Source organism: Polaromonas sp. YR568 (assembly GCF_943369415.1).
GTDB lineage: Bacteria > Pseudomonadota > Gammaproteobacteria > Burkholderiales > Burkholderiaceae_C > Polaromonas.
Genome location: NZ_CALRNF020000012.1, coordinates 85,521 through 101,059, shown reverse-complemented (window position 1 = coordinate 101,059; position 15,539 = coordinate 85,521). Strand labels below are relative to the sequence as shown.

Genomic DNA, 15,539 nt, shown 5'->3' with positions numbered 1-15,539 from the left:
GCCGGTCACCGGTGTAGTGGTCGGCAGCCGGCCGCGTGACCGTGGTGCCGAGGGTGCCGTCCCATCAGCACTGACCGATCAGGCCGCCGGCTCGGGCAGCCGCCGCAGCGCGTGCAGTTGCGAGCCGAAAATCACCACCGCCTGCAAGGCAAAGCCGGCCAGCGCCAGCCACAGGCAGGCGGCTTCGCCCCACCACGCGCCCACCAGCCCGCCCAGCGCCGCGCCTACCGGGCGCGCACCGGCGTTGACGGCCAGGAACACGGCCGAGACGCGGCCCAGCATGGCGTGGGGCGTGATGCTTTGGCGCAAGGTGGTGGAGGTGATGGTCCAGACGATGGGCCCGACGCCGAACAGGAAAAACGACAGGCCCGCGAGAACGCCGCTGGGCACAAACAAGGTGGCCACCATGGTCGCGGCGGCCAGCACCGACACGGCCGGGCCGAGCTGGATGGCGCGGCCGAAAGGCATGGCCGCCACAATGCGCTGCGACAGCAAAGCGCCCAGCACCATGCCCGCGCCGTAAGCGCCCAGGGTGATGCCCACGCTCTGCGCCGTCAGGCCCAGTACACGCACCGCATAAGGCACATAGGCCGCCTGCAGCACAAACCAGGCGATGTTCCAGACGATGCCGGCGAGCACCATGGGGCGCAAATACGGCTGGCGCCAGACAAACTGCGCGCCGTCGCGGATCTCCAGCAGGGCATGGCGGCCCACGGCCGGCGCGCGGGCCGGCTCGCGCAGGCTGAACAGCAGGCCCGCGGCCGAGGCGGACAGCACCGCCGCCAGCACAAAGGCGGCCGGCGCACCGGCCCAGGCCACCAGCGCCCCGGCGACCGCCGGCCCGGCCGCGAAGGCCATGCTGCGCGCCAGTTCCAGCCGGCCGTTGGCGCGCGCCAGCAGCGTGCGCGGCACGATGGCCGGCACCAGCGCGGGGGCGGCCACGCTGAAGCACACGGTGCCCACGGCGCCGATAAACCCCAGCAGCGCCAGCCCCGCGATCGACAGCTGGCCGGTCAGCACCATCACCAGCAGCGCCAGCAAGGACAGCGCGCGCAGCGTCTCGGCCGCCACCATCAGGCGGCAGCGCGAGACGCGGTCGGCCAGCAAGCCCAGGGGAATCGCCAGCAGCAGGAACGGCAGGGTCTGCAGCGCCGCCAGCAGGCCGATCTCGCCGGGCCCTGCGCCCAGCACCAGCACCGCGACCAGCGGCACGGCCGCCAGGCTCAGTTGTTCGGCCGACTGGGCGGCGAGGTTGGACCAGGCCAGGCGCTGGAAAGGAATGGGAAGCGGGACTTGCATGGGCGCTCAGTCAGGGAAAACATTCATGATGCGTGCCGCGCGCCAACCGGGCTGGCCGTTAGCGGACTTGCGATGGCCTTGGAACCGCTCTCAATGTAGCCGCAGAGCCGGCTACGCGTTTTTTTTCATGCCGGCAAACAGCGACCAGGCCATGCCCGCCAGCAGCAGCAAGCCGGCGCCGAGGGCGGCCCAGAGCCAGGCGCTGCGTTTGGCGGGGCTGTCCGCCGTCGCCGCCGCGGCTGCCGCGGCCGGCGGCGCGGCAGGTGCCGTGGCCTGCGCCGCCAGTGCCACCGATGCCGGGTCGGCCGCGACCGGTTTGCCGGCCGAATAAGACGGGATCAGCGTCGCGAGCGGCAGCGCCGCGCCGTTTGCCGGCGCGGCGTTGGGTTCGGCGGCGGTTTTCCAGTTCAGCGTGAACGGTGGCTGGCCCTGCGCCAGGAACACCGCGGTGCGCGGGATCGTCGCCACCGCGATCACGGGCGGGGTCGCACCCAGCAGTGCGACCGGCCCGGCCGTGCGCAGGCGCAACCTGGGGTAGACCGCGCCGTCGAGCGCGATGTCCGGCGAACGGGCTTCGGCGGCGCCTTGCGTGATGCGGTAGACCACGCTGTCGGCCAGCCGGATCTCGCCGGGCGCCGCGGCGGGCCGCGTCTGGTCCCGATGCCGCCGCAGCGCATACAAGGGGTTGTGCGGCGGCCGCAGGACGGGCTGCGCGGCAACCGCGGGCGCCGGATCGGGCAGGCCCAGCACCTCGATCTGCACCAGGGTGTTGGTGTCGGCCAGTGCGATGCGCAGGCTGCGCGCCGGCAAGCCGCGCGGCAGCAGGTAATCGCAATGGCTGGCTTCGCAGCGCTCGGGCCGCAGCGCCTCGGACCATTCCTGCGGCGCGGCGGCTTCTGCGGCCTCTACGCTGTCGATGTTCACGGCCGTGAGCTGCGCGCCTTGCGCCGCATCGGCCCACCGCAGCCGCAAAAAGCGCGCGCGCAGGCCGCCGAGGTCGACGGCCAGGCGTTCCAGGCTCTGGTTGTTGTGGCTGAGCTTGACGAGCTGTTCCTCGCCGCCGACCGGCCGCCAGCTGCGCAGGTCGTCGCTGGCCTCCAGCCGGTAGGCGAACACACCGCTCGTTCCGGCCGCGACTTCAAGGCGCGCCTGCAACAGGTTGCCGCGCACCTGGCTCACGTCGATCAGCCACGGCACGGCGCCGGTGGCCGGCGCGGCCGGCTTGACCAGCTGCAGCGAGCCGTCGCTGCGCAACTGGAAGCTCAGCAGCGCATCGGCCGGCGCCGCGCCGGCGCCCGCCGGTATGGCAAAAAACGGCACCTTCTGCGAGGCGCCGCGCGGCATGGCAATCTCCTCATGCAGCCAACCGTAAGGCACGGCGTTGCCCGAGGCATTGCGGATGCGCAGGTCGCGCAGGTCGGTGTAAGCCGCGCGGCCATAAAGCGCCGCCGGCAAGGCCAGGCGGTAATAGGGTCCCGCGCCCTGCAGGCTGATGGGCGCGCCGGCCTCGCCGGGCTGGGCATGCAGCGTTGCGGCCGGCAGCATCAGCGTGGCGGCGGCCAGCAAGAAGGTGTGCCGCATCATGCGCCTTCTCCTTTCCTGGCGACGGTGTCCGGCCTGGCCGGCGGCACCGGCGCGAAGTAGCCGACCAGCAGCAGCAGCGCGCCCACACCGATGAAGGACACGATGCGGAACAGGCCGCCGCGGTCCGCCAGTTCGACGAAGAACAGCTTGAGCACCACCACGCCGAGCAGCGCCGCGCCGGCCATCCAGAGCGGGCGCAGGGCGCGGCCGTGGCCCAGCACCATGGCCAGCACGCCGCACAGCGCCCAGGTGATCGACAGCGCGGCCTGGGTCAGCCAGGAGGCATACAGCGCGTTGAAATCCCAGGGCACGCCGGCGTAGTGGTGGCAGGCGCGCAGCACCATGCCCGTGAGCAAAGCCAGCGCCGTGGCGCCGGCGATGCCCTGGGCCGCGCGCGGCGGCACGCGCACGGGCGAGGCCTCGGGCAGTTCGCGCCACCAGAGCAGGAGCGCCAGCAGCACCAGCCAGTTGCCGAGTTCCAGCGGATTGAGCAAGGGAAGGTAGGGCAGCGGCGAGGCATTGCCGGCACTGCCCGCGTTGCTCACCCAGGCCCAGGCCAGCAGGTACAGCGCCACCGGCATTGCCGCGGCCTCGAGGTAGGCGCCGCGGTACTCGGCCAGCGGCCAGCGCCTGAGCAGCGCGGGCGAACGCAGGGCCCAGAGTGACAGCGCCGGCACGATGACCCAGCCCAGCAGCGGCCAGCTTGACCAGGCGTCGCCCAAGCCGCCGAATTGCCATTGGCATTCACGCGTGGCCAGTAGCAGGTAAAACCAGAAGCCGGCAACATGAACGCGCTGCAGCCCGCGCGCCGGCACCCACTGCTTCTGCCCACGCAGCAGCGGCAGGTGCCAGAGCGCCGCCAGCGGCCAGGCCAGCCAGCCGAGCCCGCTCGACGGCACATAGAACGCCGTGTGGCTGCCCAGGCCGGCCAGGGCGGCGATGGCGGCCAGGCCGGGCAAGGTGGCCAGGGTGGCGCGGCCCAGCTGGCTCCAGTCGCGGCGGCGCGCCACCACCGCGCACAGCAGGGACGTGCCGAGCACGATGGCGATACACGCCGCCGGGACCTGGGCCGCGAAGCCATGGCGCTGCAGCACGTTGATGCTCTCGACCAGCAAGGCCAGCAGCCACCACGCCAGGCCTATGACCACCGGCGCCCACAGCCACAGGCCTTGCGCGCACCAGTGGTTGACCCAGCGCCTTTTATGCGCCTCTTCGGCCCGCGGGCGGGCTTCTTCCTGAATCCACGCGCCGGCCAGCAGGGCGCTCAGGCCCAGCACCACCGCAGTCCAGAAGCCCATGTGTGCAAAGGCCGGCGGTACAGCGGTGTGCGGCGGGGAGAAGCCCAGCAGCAGGACACCGGAAACGACATGCAGGCCGGCCGCCAGCGCCGCCAGCGGCGCATGGGCCATGCGCAGCGCCACCCAGAGCACAACCAGCGCGCTCAGCGGCCAGACCAGCGCGGCCTGTTGCAGGCTGAGCTGGAACAGCATCGCCAGGTGCAGCAGGCCGGTGCCGGTCAGCACGGCGACGATGTTGGCGATCGACCAGTCCGGCGCCAAGCCGCGCGCCAGCGCCGCACGCCTGGCCTGCGCCATGGACCAGGCCGTCGTGCCCAGAATGCCGAGTGCGATCAGCCCGCCGGCGGCCGCGCCCTGCCAGCCGCTGGCCAGCGCCTTGTCGGCATCGCCGCGATGCAGTGTCGCGACGAAGCCGGCCACGGCCAGCGCCTGCATGCCGTAACTGACCGAGGGCAAGGGCCTGAGGCCGAAGCGCGCGGCGACGGCAAACACCACGCAGGCCAGCACGGCGGTCGCGGCGGCCGCCCAGGGCGGCACCCACCACTGCCACTGCAGCAGCGTGAGCGCCGCCATGGCGATCCACGGAAGCGCGACACCGGCAAGGGCCTCCCAGTCTTTGCCCTGGTCGAGTTTGCTGCGCCTGTGCATGGCCCACATCGCGAAGGCGCCGGCCGCCAGCAGCAGCGGCCCGATGGTGGAGCCTTGCAGCAGCGCATGGTCGAGGGCGCCGTCGAGCCGGGTGTCCTGCAGCAGCTTGAAAGCGGCGCCCAGCAGCACCAGAAAGGAAAACGCCCGTGCATACGGCCTGGCCTGGCGCGCGCCCAGCCAGTACATGCCGGCCGCCTCGACGGCCCACGCCGCCCCGGTCCACCGGCCTTCGAGGCCCAGCGGGATGGCCAGCGTGCCGAAGATCACGCCGACGATGGCATAGGCCTCGGCGAGCAGCGCCAGCCCGCGCGGCTGCATGGCAAAGACGATGCGTCCCAGCAGCAGGTAGATCGCGGCCAGGCCCATGGCGGAGAACGCCGCGCCCAGCTCCCAGGGCCGCATCAGCAGGTATTGCAGGCCGAAGGCGGCCATCGGCACGCCGAAGACCAGCGCGCTGTCGACGCGGCCCACGCGGCGCAAGGTGTCGGCCGCGCGGCCGGCCAGCGTGCGGCGCGCGAACAGCAGGCCGACGGCCGTGAACAGCACAAAAAACACAATCAGGAAAGGCTGGACCACGCCGTACTGGTCGTCGGTGTAGTTGCGCTGCGCCCAGGCCGCGGCCAGCGTGAAGGTGGCCACGAAGCCGATCAGGTTGAGCACGCGCCAGGCCCTGAACCAGGCCATCAGCACGATGCCGACGTCCAGCACCAGCAGGTAGGTGAAGAGCCCGACCGGCCGGTTCTGGCCGGTGGAGGCCAGCACCGGCGCGGCAAAACCTTCGACCACCGCCACGATGGCCAGCATGGGCGCGTTCTGCAGCACGGCCAGGGCCGCGGCCAGCACCGCCACGGCAAACAGGAAGGCGAAACCGGCTGTCGCGGGCAACAGGCCGGAGACCTTCATGGCGGCCAGCGTCGTCAGGTAAAAAACACCGATGCCCGCGCCCTGCAGGATGAGGGCGTACGCCGCGCGCTTGCGCCGCAGCAGCCAGCCCAGGCCCAGCAGACCCGCGCCGACCAGCGCGACGGCCGCGTAGCGCAGCTCGACCGGCACGGTGACGCGCTCGGCTGTGTAGCGCAGCAAAAAGGCCAGGCCCAGAAAGAGGATCAGCACACCCAGCTTGACCAGCGTATTGCCGCCAAAGATCAGCGCGGCGATGGGCGCGGGCAACCGTTCGCGCCAGGGAACAGCCGGCGGCGGCGGCGCGGGAGGCGCGCTGCGCGCGGCCGGCACCGGGGCGGTATCCGCTTCCAATGGTGAAGGGATGGTGTCTTGGTCGAAACCCGTGCCGCCGTATGCCGCGGCCGGCAGGGGCGTGGGCTCGGCGACGGCGACGGCGGGTGCGGGAACAGGCGCAGGAACAGGCGCGGGCACCGACAGCGAAGCGGCCGGCGGCTGCACGGCGCTTGGCCGCGACGGCGGCGTGAAGGGCGCCGGCGGGGAGGCCGCGGCGGGCGTGGGCGAAAGCACCGAAGCTGCGGCGGGCATGGTGGCGGCATCGCTTTGGACGCCGCGCCGCTCGAGCATGTCGATGCGCGATTCCAGTTCGGCCACGCGCCGTTGCAGCGCGTGGACATTGACCGGCCCGGCGTCTTCATCGGCCTGGTCGTCCGGTTCTTCGTTGGCGAACGTGCCGGGCCGCGCCTCGCGGGCCGCCGCAATGGGTTCAGGCGCTTTCGTGCCGAAAAGTTTGGGGAAGATAAAAGCGCCGGCGCCCGCCAGCACCAGCGCGAGCATGCCCGAACCCGCCATTGCACCCATGATGAGGCCGACGATGACACCGACTATCCACATGCTCACTCCCCCGTCTGTTTTTGAATCTGCAGTGTAAGGGGGCTGGTGGCGGGCACGTTCGGGTACTTTTCCCCGTGCAGGCAGCCAATCGAGGCGCTGGAAAATGCGCGAGTGCTCGCAGGCCGGGTTGGCCCAGGCCGCGCTGCCGGCGTCAGTGCAACTGCAGTGCCGGCCAGCCGCGCTTGCCGCCGATTGCGGCGAGCGTCGCGTCGGCGTTCACCGTCACCGGGTGCTTCACGGCTTCCAGCAGCGGCAAGTCGTTGATGGAGTCGCTGTAGGCGGTGGTCTTGCAGTCCTTGAAGCGCAGGCCGCGCGCCGTGAGCCAGGCGTGCAGGCGCTCCACCTTGCCTTCGCGCATGTTGAGCACGCCGGTGGTACTGCCGGTGAAGCGGCTGCCCAGCATCTCGGGCTCGGTGGCGATCAGGTGCTCGATGTCGAAGTAGATCGCGGTGAGCTCGGTGATGAAGCGGTTGGTGGCCGTGGTCATGACGACGAGGTCGCCGGCCTCCAGGTGCTTGTCGACCAGCGCGACGGCGGCCGGCGTGATGCGCGGCACGATCCATTTGGCCAAAAATTCCTGCCGCAGCGGCTCCCACTCTTCGGCCGTGCGCCCGGCCAGCGTGCCCACGTAAAAATCGGCGAACTCTTTCAAGCCCACGGTGCCGGACTTGTAGCGCGCCGCCATGTCGGCATTGCGCGCGGTGAACTCGGTGCGGCCCAGCACACCCTTGTCGATCAGGAAGTCGCACCACAGCACGTCGCTGTCACCGTTGAGCACGGTGTGGTCCAGGTCGAAAAGGGTGAGTTTCATGGCTCAAGCCTGGCGTAGATGCCAGGCTTTGGGGCGGGTGAAGGTCTGGATTCCGTAGGTGGACAGCGTCAGGCCCACGCCCGAATCGCCGTAACCGCTCCAGGGCAGGCGCGGGCTCACGCGGTCGCAGCAGTTCCAGTAGACGCTGCCGGCGTTCACTTGCGCCAGCAGGGTCCTGGCGCGCGCCTCGTCGGGCGTGAAGACGCCGGCCGTGAGGCCGTAGCGTGTGTCGTTCATGAGCTTCACAGCCTCGGCGTCGCCCGAGACTTTCTGGATGCCGATCAGCGGGCCGAAGCTTTCCTCGCGCATCAATTCCATGCTGTGGTTGACGTTGCTGAACACGGTCGGTTCGTACCAATTGCCGGGACCGGCGCCGCGCTTGCCGCCGGCCAGCAGGGTGGCGCCCTTGGCTTTCGCGTCGGCGACCTGGGCGTCCAGCACCTCGAGTTGCGGCGCGCGCGTGATGGCGCCAATGTAGGTGTCCTCGCCCATGGGATCGCCCATCCGGAAGGTTTTCACCGTTTCCAGGAAGGCGGTGACAAAGGCGTCGTAAATTTTCTCGTGCACATAAATGCGCTCGACCGAGCAGCAGCTCTGGCCGGTGTTGTACATCGCGCCGTCGGCCAGCGACTCGGCGGCGTTCTTCACGTTGGCGTCCTCGGTGACGTAAGTCGGGTCCTTGCCGCCCAGCTCCAGCTGCAGCTTGACCAGACGCGGGCCCATGGCCTGGGCGATCTTCGCGCCGGTGGCGTAGGAACCGGTGAAGAAAAGGCCGTCGATCTTTTGCTCCATCAGCGCCGCGCCCACCGCCCCGCCGCCTATCAGGGGGATGAACACGTCCTGCGGCACGCCGGCCGCATGCAACAGGCGCGCAATCGCCACGCCGGTCATGGCGGCGTATTCAGACGGTTTGTAGAGCACCGCGTTGCCCGTGAGCAGCGCCGGGATGAAGACGTTGCCGCCCACGAACCAGGGATAGTTCCAGGCCGAAATGTTGGCGACCACACCCAGCGGCGTGTGCTCGATCTGCTCGGTCATGCCGCCTTCGCTGAACACGGTTTGTGTGTGGGTGGCGGCGTCGGTCTCGGCCAGGAAGAAGTCGATGCGGCCCAGCAGGCCGTTGAGTTCGTTGCGCGACATTTTCAGCGGCTTGCCGGTCTCGCGCGTCATGACGGCGGCCAGCGCGTCGAGCTCGGCGACGATGCCCGCGCGAAAACGCGTGATGCAGGCCTGGCGTTCGGCCAGGGGCACGGCCGCCCAGGCGGGCTGGGCGGCGCGTGCCCGAAGCGCCTTGGCGGCGACGGAAGCCGCGTCGTCGGCGGGCAGGCTGGTGATCAGCTCACCGGTGGCGGGGTTGTGGACGGCGAGGGTGTTCATGCGTGTTTTGCCTTGTCTTTCTCTTTGTGTTTGGCGGCGGCCACGGCCGTGAGGAAATCGTCGAGCACGGCGGCGTCGTCTATCGTGTCGGAGCCGGGTTTGTGGAATTCGGGGTGCCACTGGGTGGCGGCGATATAACTTTTGCTCTTGTCCTTGCGGCGTATCGCCTCCACGATGCCGTCGTCCACGCTGAAGGCTTCGGCCTCGAATTCGGGCGACAGGTCCTTGATGCCCTGGTGGTGGATGCTGTTGACGCGCACGCGCTCCACGCCGGGGTACATCGCCGACAGCCGCGAGCCCTGGACGATGTTGACGCTGTGGAAGTTCTGGTCGTAGGTCACGGCGTCGCGGTGCACAAAGGATTTCGGCACCTGGGTGTTGATGTCCTGGTACAGCGTGCCGCCGAAAGCGACGTTGAGCAGCTGCAGGCCGCGGCAGACGCCGAAGACCGGCTTGCCGGCTTTTTCAAACGCGGCCACCAGGGCCTTGTCGTATTCGTCGCGCACGCGGTCGCCCGACCATTTTTCTTCCAGCGGCTCCTCGCCGTAACTGCCGGGCCAGACGTCGGCGCCGCCATGCAGCACCAGGCCGTCCAGCCACTGCGCATAGTGTTCATAAGTCACGTCACCGCGCTGCGTGCTGCCCGTGGGGCAAGGCACCATGACCACCATGGCGCCCGAGGACATGAGCCAGTGCGCGATGGATTGCTCGACGTACTGCAGTGTCTTGCCGGTGAAGAAGGAGCGTGTGGGGTCGGCGTGCGAGAAGCAGGCCGACAGGCCGATCTTGAGACGACTGGCGGCGGTCATGGAGCCCCCACGCTTGTCGCTTCGCGTACTACGCTGCCCCCCGAGGGGGCGCTGCGCCTGCGGCCCGGCGAAGCCGGTTCCGCGGCCCCTGCTGAATAAAGACCCTGTATCGCACGACGCATAGTCATCGCGAGAGTTGTCATATTAGTGTTCATAGAGCAGCCTCAAAGAGTTTTTGGAAGTCTTCGGCCTTGCAAGGCCGCGGATTCGTCTGGTGGCAGATATCGGCCGTGGCGATTTCAACCAGGCGCGGCAGGTGCTCGGGCTTGACGCCATGGGCCGACAGCGAGCCGGTGATGCCCACGCTTTCTTTCAGCTGTTTGAGCCAGGGCACCAGGGCCTTGCCGCCGCCGGCCACGCCGCAGACGTGGGCCAGTTCGTCGAACTTGGCGGGCGCCGACTCGTAGTTCCAGGCGAGCACGGTGTCAATCATCAGCGCGTTGGCCAGGCCGTGGTGCAGGTCGCAGACGGTGCCCAGCGCATGCGCGCAGGAGTGCACGGCGCCCAGGTCTTTCTGGAAGGCGATGGCACCCATCATGGAGGCCATCATCATGTCGCTGCGCGCCTGCAGGTTGGAAGGCTCCTTCACGGCCTTGAGCAGCGCGCGGGCCGCGATGCGCGTGCCTTCGAGTGCGATGCCGTCGCACAGCGGGTGGTAGGCCGGCGAGAGGTAGCTCTCGATGTTGTGCGTGAGCGCGTCCATGCCGGTGGCGGCCGTCACGTGCGGCGGCAGGCCCAGCGTGAGTTCGGGGTCGGCGAAGACCACCTTGGCCAGAATCTTCGGACTGAACACCACGCGCTTGATGTGTGTGTCGTTTTCGCTCACGACCGAGGAGCGGCCGACCTCGGAGCCGGTGCCCGAGGTGGTGGGCAGGGCCACGAAGTAGGGCAGCTCGTGGACGATGGGCCGCACCTGCGGATGGTCCCAGACGTATTCGAGGATGTCGCCCTCATGCGTGGCCGCGATGCCGACCACCTTGGCCACGTCCAGCGCCGCGCCGCCGCCGAAGCCGATCACGCAGTCGGCCTTGTGCGCCTTATAGGCCGCGGCGCCATCCATCACCTGGCTGCAGGTCGGGTTGCCGAAGACGCCCGAGAACACGGCCACGTCCAGGCCCGCCAGGTGGGTCTTGAACTCGGCCAGCACCGGCAACGCGCCGAGTGCTTTGTCGGTCACGATCAGCGGGCGCTTGCAGCCCGCTTCCTTGAGGGTGTCGGCGACGAGCTTGCGCGCGCCGGCGCCGAACTTGATGGTGGTGGGGAAGGAAAAGCCGGTGATGCTCATAGTGGTGCGACCTGGAAGTACATGTGTTGTTTGCCGTAGGAGACATTGTTGACCCGAATCGCGTCGGGCTCTATGCCAAAGGATTTAAACCCGCATTTCTCATAAAGCGCCGATGCCTCGCGGTTGCCGGCGGTGACCGTCAGCACCAGCAGTTCCACGCCGCCGGCGCGCGCCTCGTCCTGTACCTTGCCGACCAGCGCCCGGCCTATGCCGCGCCCCTGGTATTCGGGCGCGACGTACATGGCGACCAGCGTGGCCTTGTGGCGGTTCTTCAGCCGCGTCTCGCGGTTCAGCCCCACCACGCCGGCCATGGCGCCGTCCACAAAGGCCGACCACATGACGGTGTCGCCGGCGGGCGAGAGGCGCTTTTCGGTGTCGGCCAGCGCGCGCAGGTTTTCTTCCTCGAAGCTGGAGGTAAAGGCGTCGGCGTGCTCGCGCAGGCCGCGCAGGCGGAATTCGCGGTAAACGGCGGCGTCGGGCACGCCGAGCCGGCGGATCAGGATGTCAGATGATTTCAAAATAGCGTTTCATTTCCCAGTCGGTGACGGCGTCCAGCCATTGGCGCCACTCCCACTCGCGCGTGGCCGCGAAGTGGTCCACGAAAGTATCGCCCAGCCAGTCGCGCGCGACGGCCGATTTCTGGAAAATCCGAGTGGTTTCGATCAGGGTGCGCGGCGCGCGCGGGATGTGCTCGGCCCCGGCATTGGTGCCGGTGATGGGCGCGCCCAGCTTCAGGCCTTTTTCGACGCCGTGCAGGCCGGCCGCGATGACCGCCGCCATGGCCAGGTAGGGGTTCACGTCGGCGCCTGGGCAGCGGGTTTCCAGCCGGGTGGCCTTGGGGCTGCCGGCGATCACGCGGAAGCTCGCGGTGCGGTTGTCCATGCCCCAGGTCGGTTTCACGGGCGCCCAGAAGCCGTCGACCAGGCGCTTGTAGCTGTTGATGGTGGGCCAGATCATGGGGCCGAACTCCATCATGCAGGCGACCTGGCCGGCCACGTAGCTTTCAAAGAGCTTGCTCATCTTGCGCGGGTTCTTTGCGTCGTAGAAGAGATTGTTCTTGCCGTCCGACAGGCTCTGGTGGATGTGGCCGCTGCAGCCCGGCAGGTGCTGGTTGGGCTTGGCCATGAAGCTGGGCATGATGCCGAAGCGCGAGCCGATTTCCTTGGCGCCGGTCTTGAACAGGATGGCGCGGTCGGCCTGCTCCAGCGCCTCGCTGAAGGCAATGGCGACTTCGTAGACGCCGGGGCCGGTCTCGGTGTGCAGGCCTTCGATCGGGATGCCGAAGGCCAGCATCTCGTCCATCAGGGCGTTGAAAAAATCCTGGTTCTGGTTCATGCGCAGCAGCGAATAGCCGAACATGCCGGGTGTGAGCTGCTCGGCGCCCACACCTTTCTTGGCGGCCCAGCTGTGCGGCGTCTCCAGGAAGTTGAACCACTCGAACTCCATGCCCGTCATGGGCATCACGCCCATCTTCTCGGCGCGTTTGAGCACGCGCTTGAGCGTCTGGCGCGGGCACACCGCATGCGGCGTGCCGTCGGCGTTGACGAACTCGCCCAGCACAAAAGGCACCTTGTTGTCCCAGGGCACGTGGCGCATCGTGGCCAGGTCCAGCCGGGCCAGCGCGTCCGGAAAGCCGTGCTGCCAACCCGTCACCGAGGTGTTGTCGTAGCAGTTGTCCATCATGTCCCAGCCCAGCACCACATCGCAAAAGCCGAAGCCGCCGGCCGGGTAGGGCTCGGCCGCGCCGAAGAATTTGTCCTTGTGCAGGTACTTGCCGCGCAGCACGCCGTCGATGTCGCTGACGGCCACCTTCATCTTGTTGGCGCCCGATTTGCGCAGCGCCTCGAGCACGCCGCGCGAGGCGGCGGCATTGGGTGTTTTTTTGGCCATGGTGGGGTTGTCTCGTGGTTCAGGTAGGGGCGCTTGCCCGGTGTTTTTCGGCCAAGCCGATGGCGAATTCTTCTTCGGGCGAGAGGATCAGGCGGTGCCGGCCCATCAGCGCGAAGTAGCTGATGCCGATGGCAAACCACAACGCGACCCAGAGCACCCCGACGCGGTAGACCGGGTCGCTGAGCTGGAAGTAGATGGTGACCAGCGCGATCAGCAGGGTCAGCGCGGCGCCCGGCACGCCCAGCGGGCTGCGGTAGGGGCGCTCCATGTTCGGCAGCTTGCTGCGCAGGCGCATGAAAGACAGCGCCTGCATGACGTAAGAGAACATCGCGCCGAAGACGGCCATGTTCAGCAGCGTGCCGCCTATCACGGCCGAGCCTTTGTCCACCCCCAGCGAAAACCAGAGCACGAACATGACGGCCAGCGCCACGACCGAGCCGACGATCATGGCGATGTGCGGCGTCTTGCGGCTGCCGTGCGTGACCGACAGCGCCGAGGGGAAGTAACCGGCGCGGCTCAGCGAATAGATCTGCCGGCCCTTGGCGAAGATGATGGTGTGAAAACTCGCCACCAGGCCCAGCACCGCCACCAGCGCCAGCACCTTGGCGATGCCGTCACCGTAGATCGCCTTGAAGCCGTCCAGCAGCGGTTCGGCCGAGGTGCTGAGCGCGTGCGAGCCGATGCCGGCGACCGAGGGGTTGAGCCACAGGATCATGAAGGCCGAGACGATCAGCGTGAAGATGCCGGCGATGATGCCGCGCGGCATGTCGCGGCGCGGGTCCACCGACTCTTCGGCCGCCAGCGGCAGCTGCTCGATGGCCAGGAACAGCCACACGGCAAAGGGCAGCGCCGCCAGAACGCCGCCGAATCCCAGCGGCAGGAAGGGGCCGCGGCCCTCGGGCAGCACGGCGCCGCCGGCGCCCACGTTCATGGCCCAGCGGGCGAAGTCGATGCGCGGAAAGGCGCTGACCCAGAAGGCCACCAGGCAGGCCAGCGCCAGCAGCGTGACGGCCAGCGTGATCTTGAAGGACAGCTCGACGCCGATGATGTTCAGGCCTATGAAGACGATGTAAAAACCTATCCACCACAGCGGCTGCCAGGCCGGCGGCGTGCCGAAGATGCTGCCCATGTAGCTGCCGATGAAAAACACGATGACGGCCGGCGTCAGCACGTATTCCACGTTCTCGGCCAGCCCCGTCAGAAAGCCGCCCCAGGGCCCCATGGCGGTGCGGGCGAAGGAATAGGCACCGCCTGTGTGCGGCAGCGCGGGCGACATTTCGGCCAGCGAAAAGGTCAGCCCCAGGTACATCACGGAAATGATGATGGTGGCCAGCAGCATGCTGCCCCAGCCGTTGGCCAGGCCCAGGTTCCAGCCCGCGAAGTGGCCGGAAATCACGGCGCCCACGCCCAATGCCCAAAGCGACCAGACGCCGGCATAGCGGCGCAGTCCCCTCTTTTCAAAGTAGCTGCCGTCGACTTTCGCGTACTGGACGCTGGAACGTTCTGACATGGTGACTCCCTTAGAAGATGTTGCAGGGTTGGGGGCCCGGTCGGGTCCTGCTGCATCCTAGGGCGCGGGCGGGCGCGCTGAAATCCCATTTCGGCAAGTTGCGCGGATGGGGTGCCTGCGAAGTGAGCGAAAGTAAGTCGAACTGTTTCAAAGCGTAGCTTGCATGCGGCACGAATCCTGCAAGAATGCGGCGATGGCACATCCTTCCGATAACGCCCAGCCAGCCTTGCTGTCTCACGCGTCGTTTGCTGATGCGGACGAGCAGGCGGCGGCGCTCACGGGCTGGAACCAGAGCTACCTGCAGCTCTCGCGCGGCGCTTTCGGCGGGGAGGTGCGCCAGCTGGAGTTTGCCGGGCTGCGCCTCTTTGTGGAAAGCCTGCGGGAGTCTGTTTATCAGACCGGCAAGATCAGGTACGGTGCATTGGCCCTGGGTTTGCCGCTGCAGGTTGCAGGCCCGAGTGTGTTTTGCGGTGCGCCCAGCGATGCCGGTGCGCTGCATGTGTTTTCGGGTGCGTCGGGTTTTGAGTTCCGTTCGTCCCGCCGCCATGTGATGCTGGGGCTGGAGCTTGATGAGGCCGCCTGGCGCCGTTGCGGCGAGCATGACCCGGCGCTGCAGGCCCGGCTCGGTGCGCAGGCAGGCTTGCGCCGGCTCGACGGCGCTGCGCAGGCGGGTCTCAGGCAATGCCTTGTCGGGGTGCTGGATGCGGTGGAGGCCGCTCCCGCGTTGATGCAGTCTCCCGCCGTGCAGGCCGCCATGTTCGACAGTGTGATGGAGCAACTCGGCCGGGTTCTCGCACCCGCAGGAAACGTCGATTCTGTGGGCATCCACGGGCATTGGGCGTTGACGCGACGCGCCCGCGAGCTGGTGCACACGCAGCTCGATCAACCGCCCACGGTGCTGGCGCTGTGCGGGCAGCTCGGCGTCAGCCGGCGGACCTTGCAGAACGGCTTTCAGACTGCGCTGGGGATCAGTCCGCTGGCTTATCTGCGCGCCGTGCGCCTGAACGCCGCCCGGCAGGCGCTGAAGACCGCAACGTCGGTGACGGCAGCTGCAACGGATCTCGGGTTTTGGCATTTTGGTCATTTCGCGCACGACTACCAGCAAATGTTTGGCGAACTGCCTTCCGAGGCATTCCGCCGAAACCATTAAGCCCCCACGCTTTTCACTTCGCCTTCGGCTCCGTGTAATGCGCTGCCCCCGAGGGGGCGCTGCGCCTGCGGCCCGGCAAAGCCG

The 15,539-nt window shown here is 68.4% G+C and carries 11 protein-coding genes; 1 reads left to right on the top strand and 10 read right to left on the bottom strand.

Translation table 11 applies throughout. The features are described 5' to 3' along the window. Positions 1 to 78: 78 nt before the first annotated feature. The 10 genes from ACLV74_RS10005 to ACLV74_RS09960 all read right to left on the bottom strand — a co-directional run bounded on the left by ACLV74_RS10005 (position 79) and on the right by ACLV74_RS09960 (position 14,305). On the bottom strand, positions 79 to 1,299 hold the full coding sequence (locus ACLV74_RS10005) for an MFS transporter (protein WP_411879242.1): 1,221 nt from the start codon (positions 1,297 to 1,299) through the stop codon (positions 79 to 81). A gap of 111 nt (positions 1,300 to 1,410) precedes the next feature. Beyond that, complete coding sequence (locus tag ACLV74_RS10000) at positions 1,411 to 2,883, bottom strand: DUF3999 domain-containing protein (protein ID WP_411879241.1); 1,473 nt, start codon at positions 2,881 to 2,883, stop codon at positions 1,411 to 1,413. Then, entirely contained in the window at positions 2,880 to 6,623 is a 3,744-nt protein-coding gene (locus ACLV74_RS09995; RefSeq protein WP_411879240.1) for a DUF2339 domain-containing protein, read from the bottom strand. Before ACLV74_RS09995 ends, ACLV74_RS10000 begins: the two co-directional genes overlap by 4 nt. Positions 6,624 to 6,774: 151 nt before the next feature. Then, positions 6,775 to 7,434 carry an HAD family hydrolase gene (locus tag ACLV74_RS09990; protein ID WP_411879239.1) on the bottom strand — a complete coding sequence of 220 codons (660 nt, stop codon included), beginning with the start codon at positions 7,432 to 7,434 and terminating at the stop codon, positions 6,775 to 6,777. Positions 7,435 to 7,437: 3 nt separating this feature from the next. Continuing rightward, positions 7,438 to 8,811 carry an aldehyde dehydrogenase family protein gene (locus tag ACLV74_RS09985; protein ID WP_411879238.1) on the bottom strand — a complete coding sequence of 458 codons (1,374 nt, stop codon included), beginning with the start codon at positions 8,809 to 8,811 and terminating at the stop codon, positions 7,438 to 7,440. Beyond that, positions 8,808 to 9,620: a gamma-glutamyl-gamma-aminobutyrate hydrolase family protein gene (locus tag ACLV74_RS09980; RefSeq protein WP_411879237.1), complete on the bottom strand. Its 813-nt coding sequence runs from the start codon at positions 9,618 to 9,620 to the stop codon at positions 8,808 to 8,810. Before ACLV74_RS09980 ends, ACLV74_RS09985 begins: the two co-directional genes overlap by 4 nt. 151 nt (positions 9,621 to 9,771) lie before the next feature. Next, positions 9,772 to 10,905, bottom strand: coding sequence for an iron-containing alcohol dehydrogenase (locus tag ACLV74_RS09975; RefSeq protein WP_411879236.1), 1,134 nt, complete (start codon positions 10,903 to 10,905; stop codon positions 9,772 to 9,774). Further along, positions 10,902 to 11,423, bottom strand: coding sequence for an N-acetyltransferase family protein (locus ACLV74_RS09970; RefSeq protein WP_411879235.1), 522 nt, complete (start codon positions 11,421 to 11,423; stop codon positions 10,902 to 10,904). Before ACLV74_RS09970 ends, ACLV74_RS09975 begins: the two co-directional genes overlap by 4 nt. Then, positions 11,410 to 12,795, bottom strand: a complete 1,386-nt coding sequence (locus ACLV74_RS09965) for a glutamine synthetase family protein (protein ID WP_411879234.1) — start codon at positions 12,793 to 12,795, stop codon at positions 11,410 to 11,412. The genes ACLV74_RS09970 and ACLV74_RS09965 overlap by 14 nt, the downstream gene beginning before the upstream one ends. A 19-nt stretch (positions 12,796 to 12,814) precedes the next feature. Further along, on the bottom strand, positions 12,815 to 14,305 hold the full coding sequence (locus ACLV74_RS09960; protein ID WP_411879233.1) for an amino acid permease: 1,491 nt from the start codon (positions 14,303 to 14,305) through the stop codon (positions 12,815 to 12,817). 163 nt (positions 14,306 to 14,468) lie between these two features. Here ACLV74_RS09960 and ACLV74_RS09955 point away from each other — a divergent pair, with 163 nt between their 5' ends. Then, complete coding sequence (locus ACLV74_RS09955; RefSeq protein ID WP_411879232.1) at positions 14,469 to 15,455, top strand: helix-turn-helix domain-containing protein; 987 nt, start codon at positions 14,469 to 14,471, stop codon at positions 15,453 to 15,455. The last annotated feature ends 84 nt before the right edge of the window (positions 15,456 to 15,539 follow it).

What these genes read in the sequence shown, in the direction of transcription:
- ACLV74_RS09955 (WP_411879232.1), top strand. Translation starts at nt 14,469, where the DNA reads ATGCGGCACGAATCCTGCAAGAATGCGGCGATGGCACATCCTTCCGAT.
- ACLV74_RS09990 (WP_411879239.1), bottom strand. Translation starts at nt 7,434, where the DNA reads ATGAAACTCACCCTTTTCGACCTGGACCACACCGTGCTCAACGGTGAC.
- ACLV74_RS09985 (WP_411879238.1), bottom strand. Translation starts at nt 8,811, where the DNA reads ATGAACACCCTCGCCGTCCACAACCCCGCCACCGGTGAGCTGATCACC.
- ACLV74_RS10005 (WP_411879242.1), bottom strand. Translation starts at nt 1,299, where the DNA reads ATGCAAGTCCCGCTTCCCATTCCTTTCCAGCGCCTGGCCTGGTCCAAC.
- ACLV74_RS09975 (WP_411879236.1), bottom strand. Translation starts at nt 10,905, where the DNA reads ATGAGCATCACCGGCTTTTCCTTCCCCACCACCATCAAGTTCGGCGCC.
- ACLV74_RS09965 (WP_411879234.1), bottom strand. Translation starts at nt 12,795, where the DNA reads ATGGCCAAAAAAACACCCAATGCCGCCGCCTCGCGCGGCGTGCTCGAG.
- ACLV74_RS09980 (WP_411879237.1), bottom strand. Translation starts at nt 9,620, where the DNA reads ATGACCGCCGCCAGTCGTCTCAAGATCGGCCTGTCGGCCTGCTTCTCG.
- ACLV74_RS09995 (WP_411879240.1), bottom strand. Translation starts at nt 6,623, where the DNA reads ATGTGGATAGTCGGTGTCATCGTCGGCCTCATCATGGGTGCAATGGCG.
- ACLV74_RS09960 (WP_411879233.1), bottom strand. Translation starts at nt 14,305, where the DNA reads ATGTCAGAACGTTCCAGCGTCCAGTACGCGAAAGTCGACGGCAGCTAC.
- ACLV74_RS10000 (WP_411879241.1), bottom strand. Translation starts at nt 2,883, where the DNA reads ATGATGCGGCACACCTTCTTGCTGGCCGCCGCCACGCTGATGCTGCCG.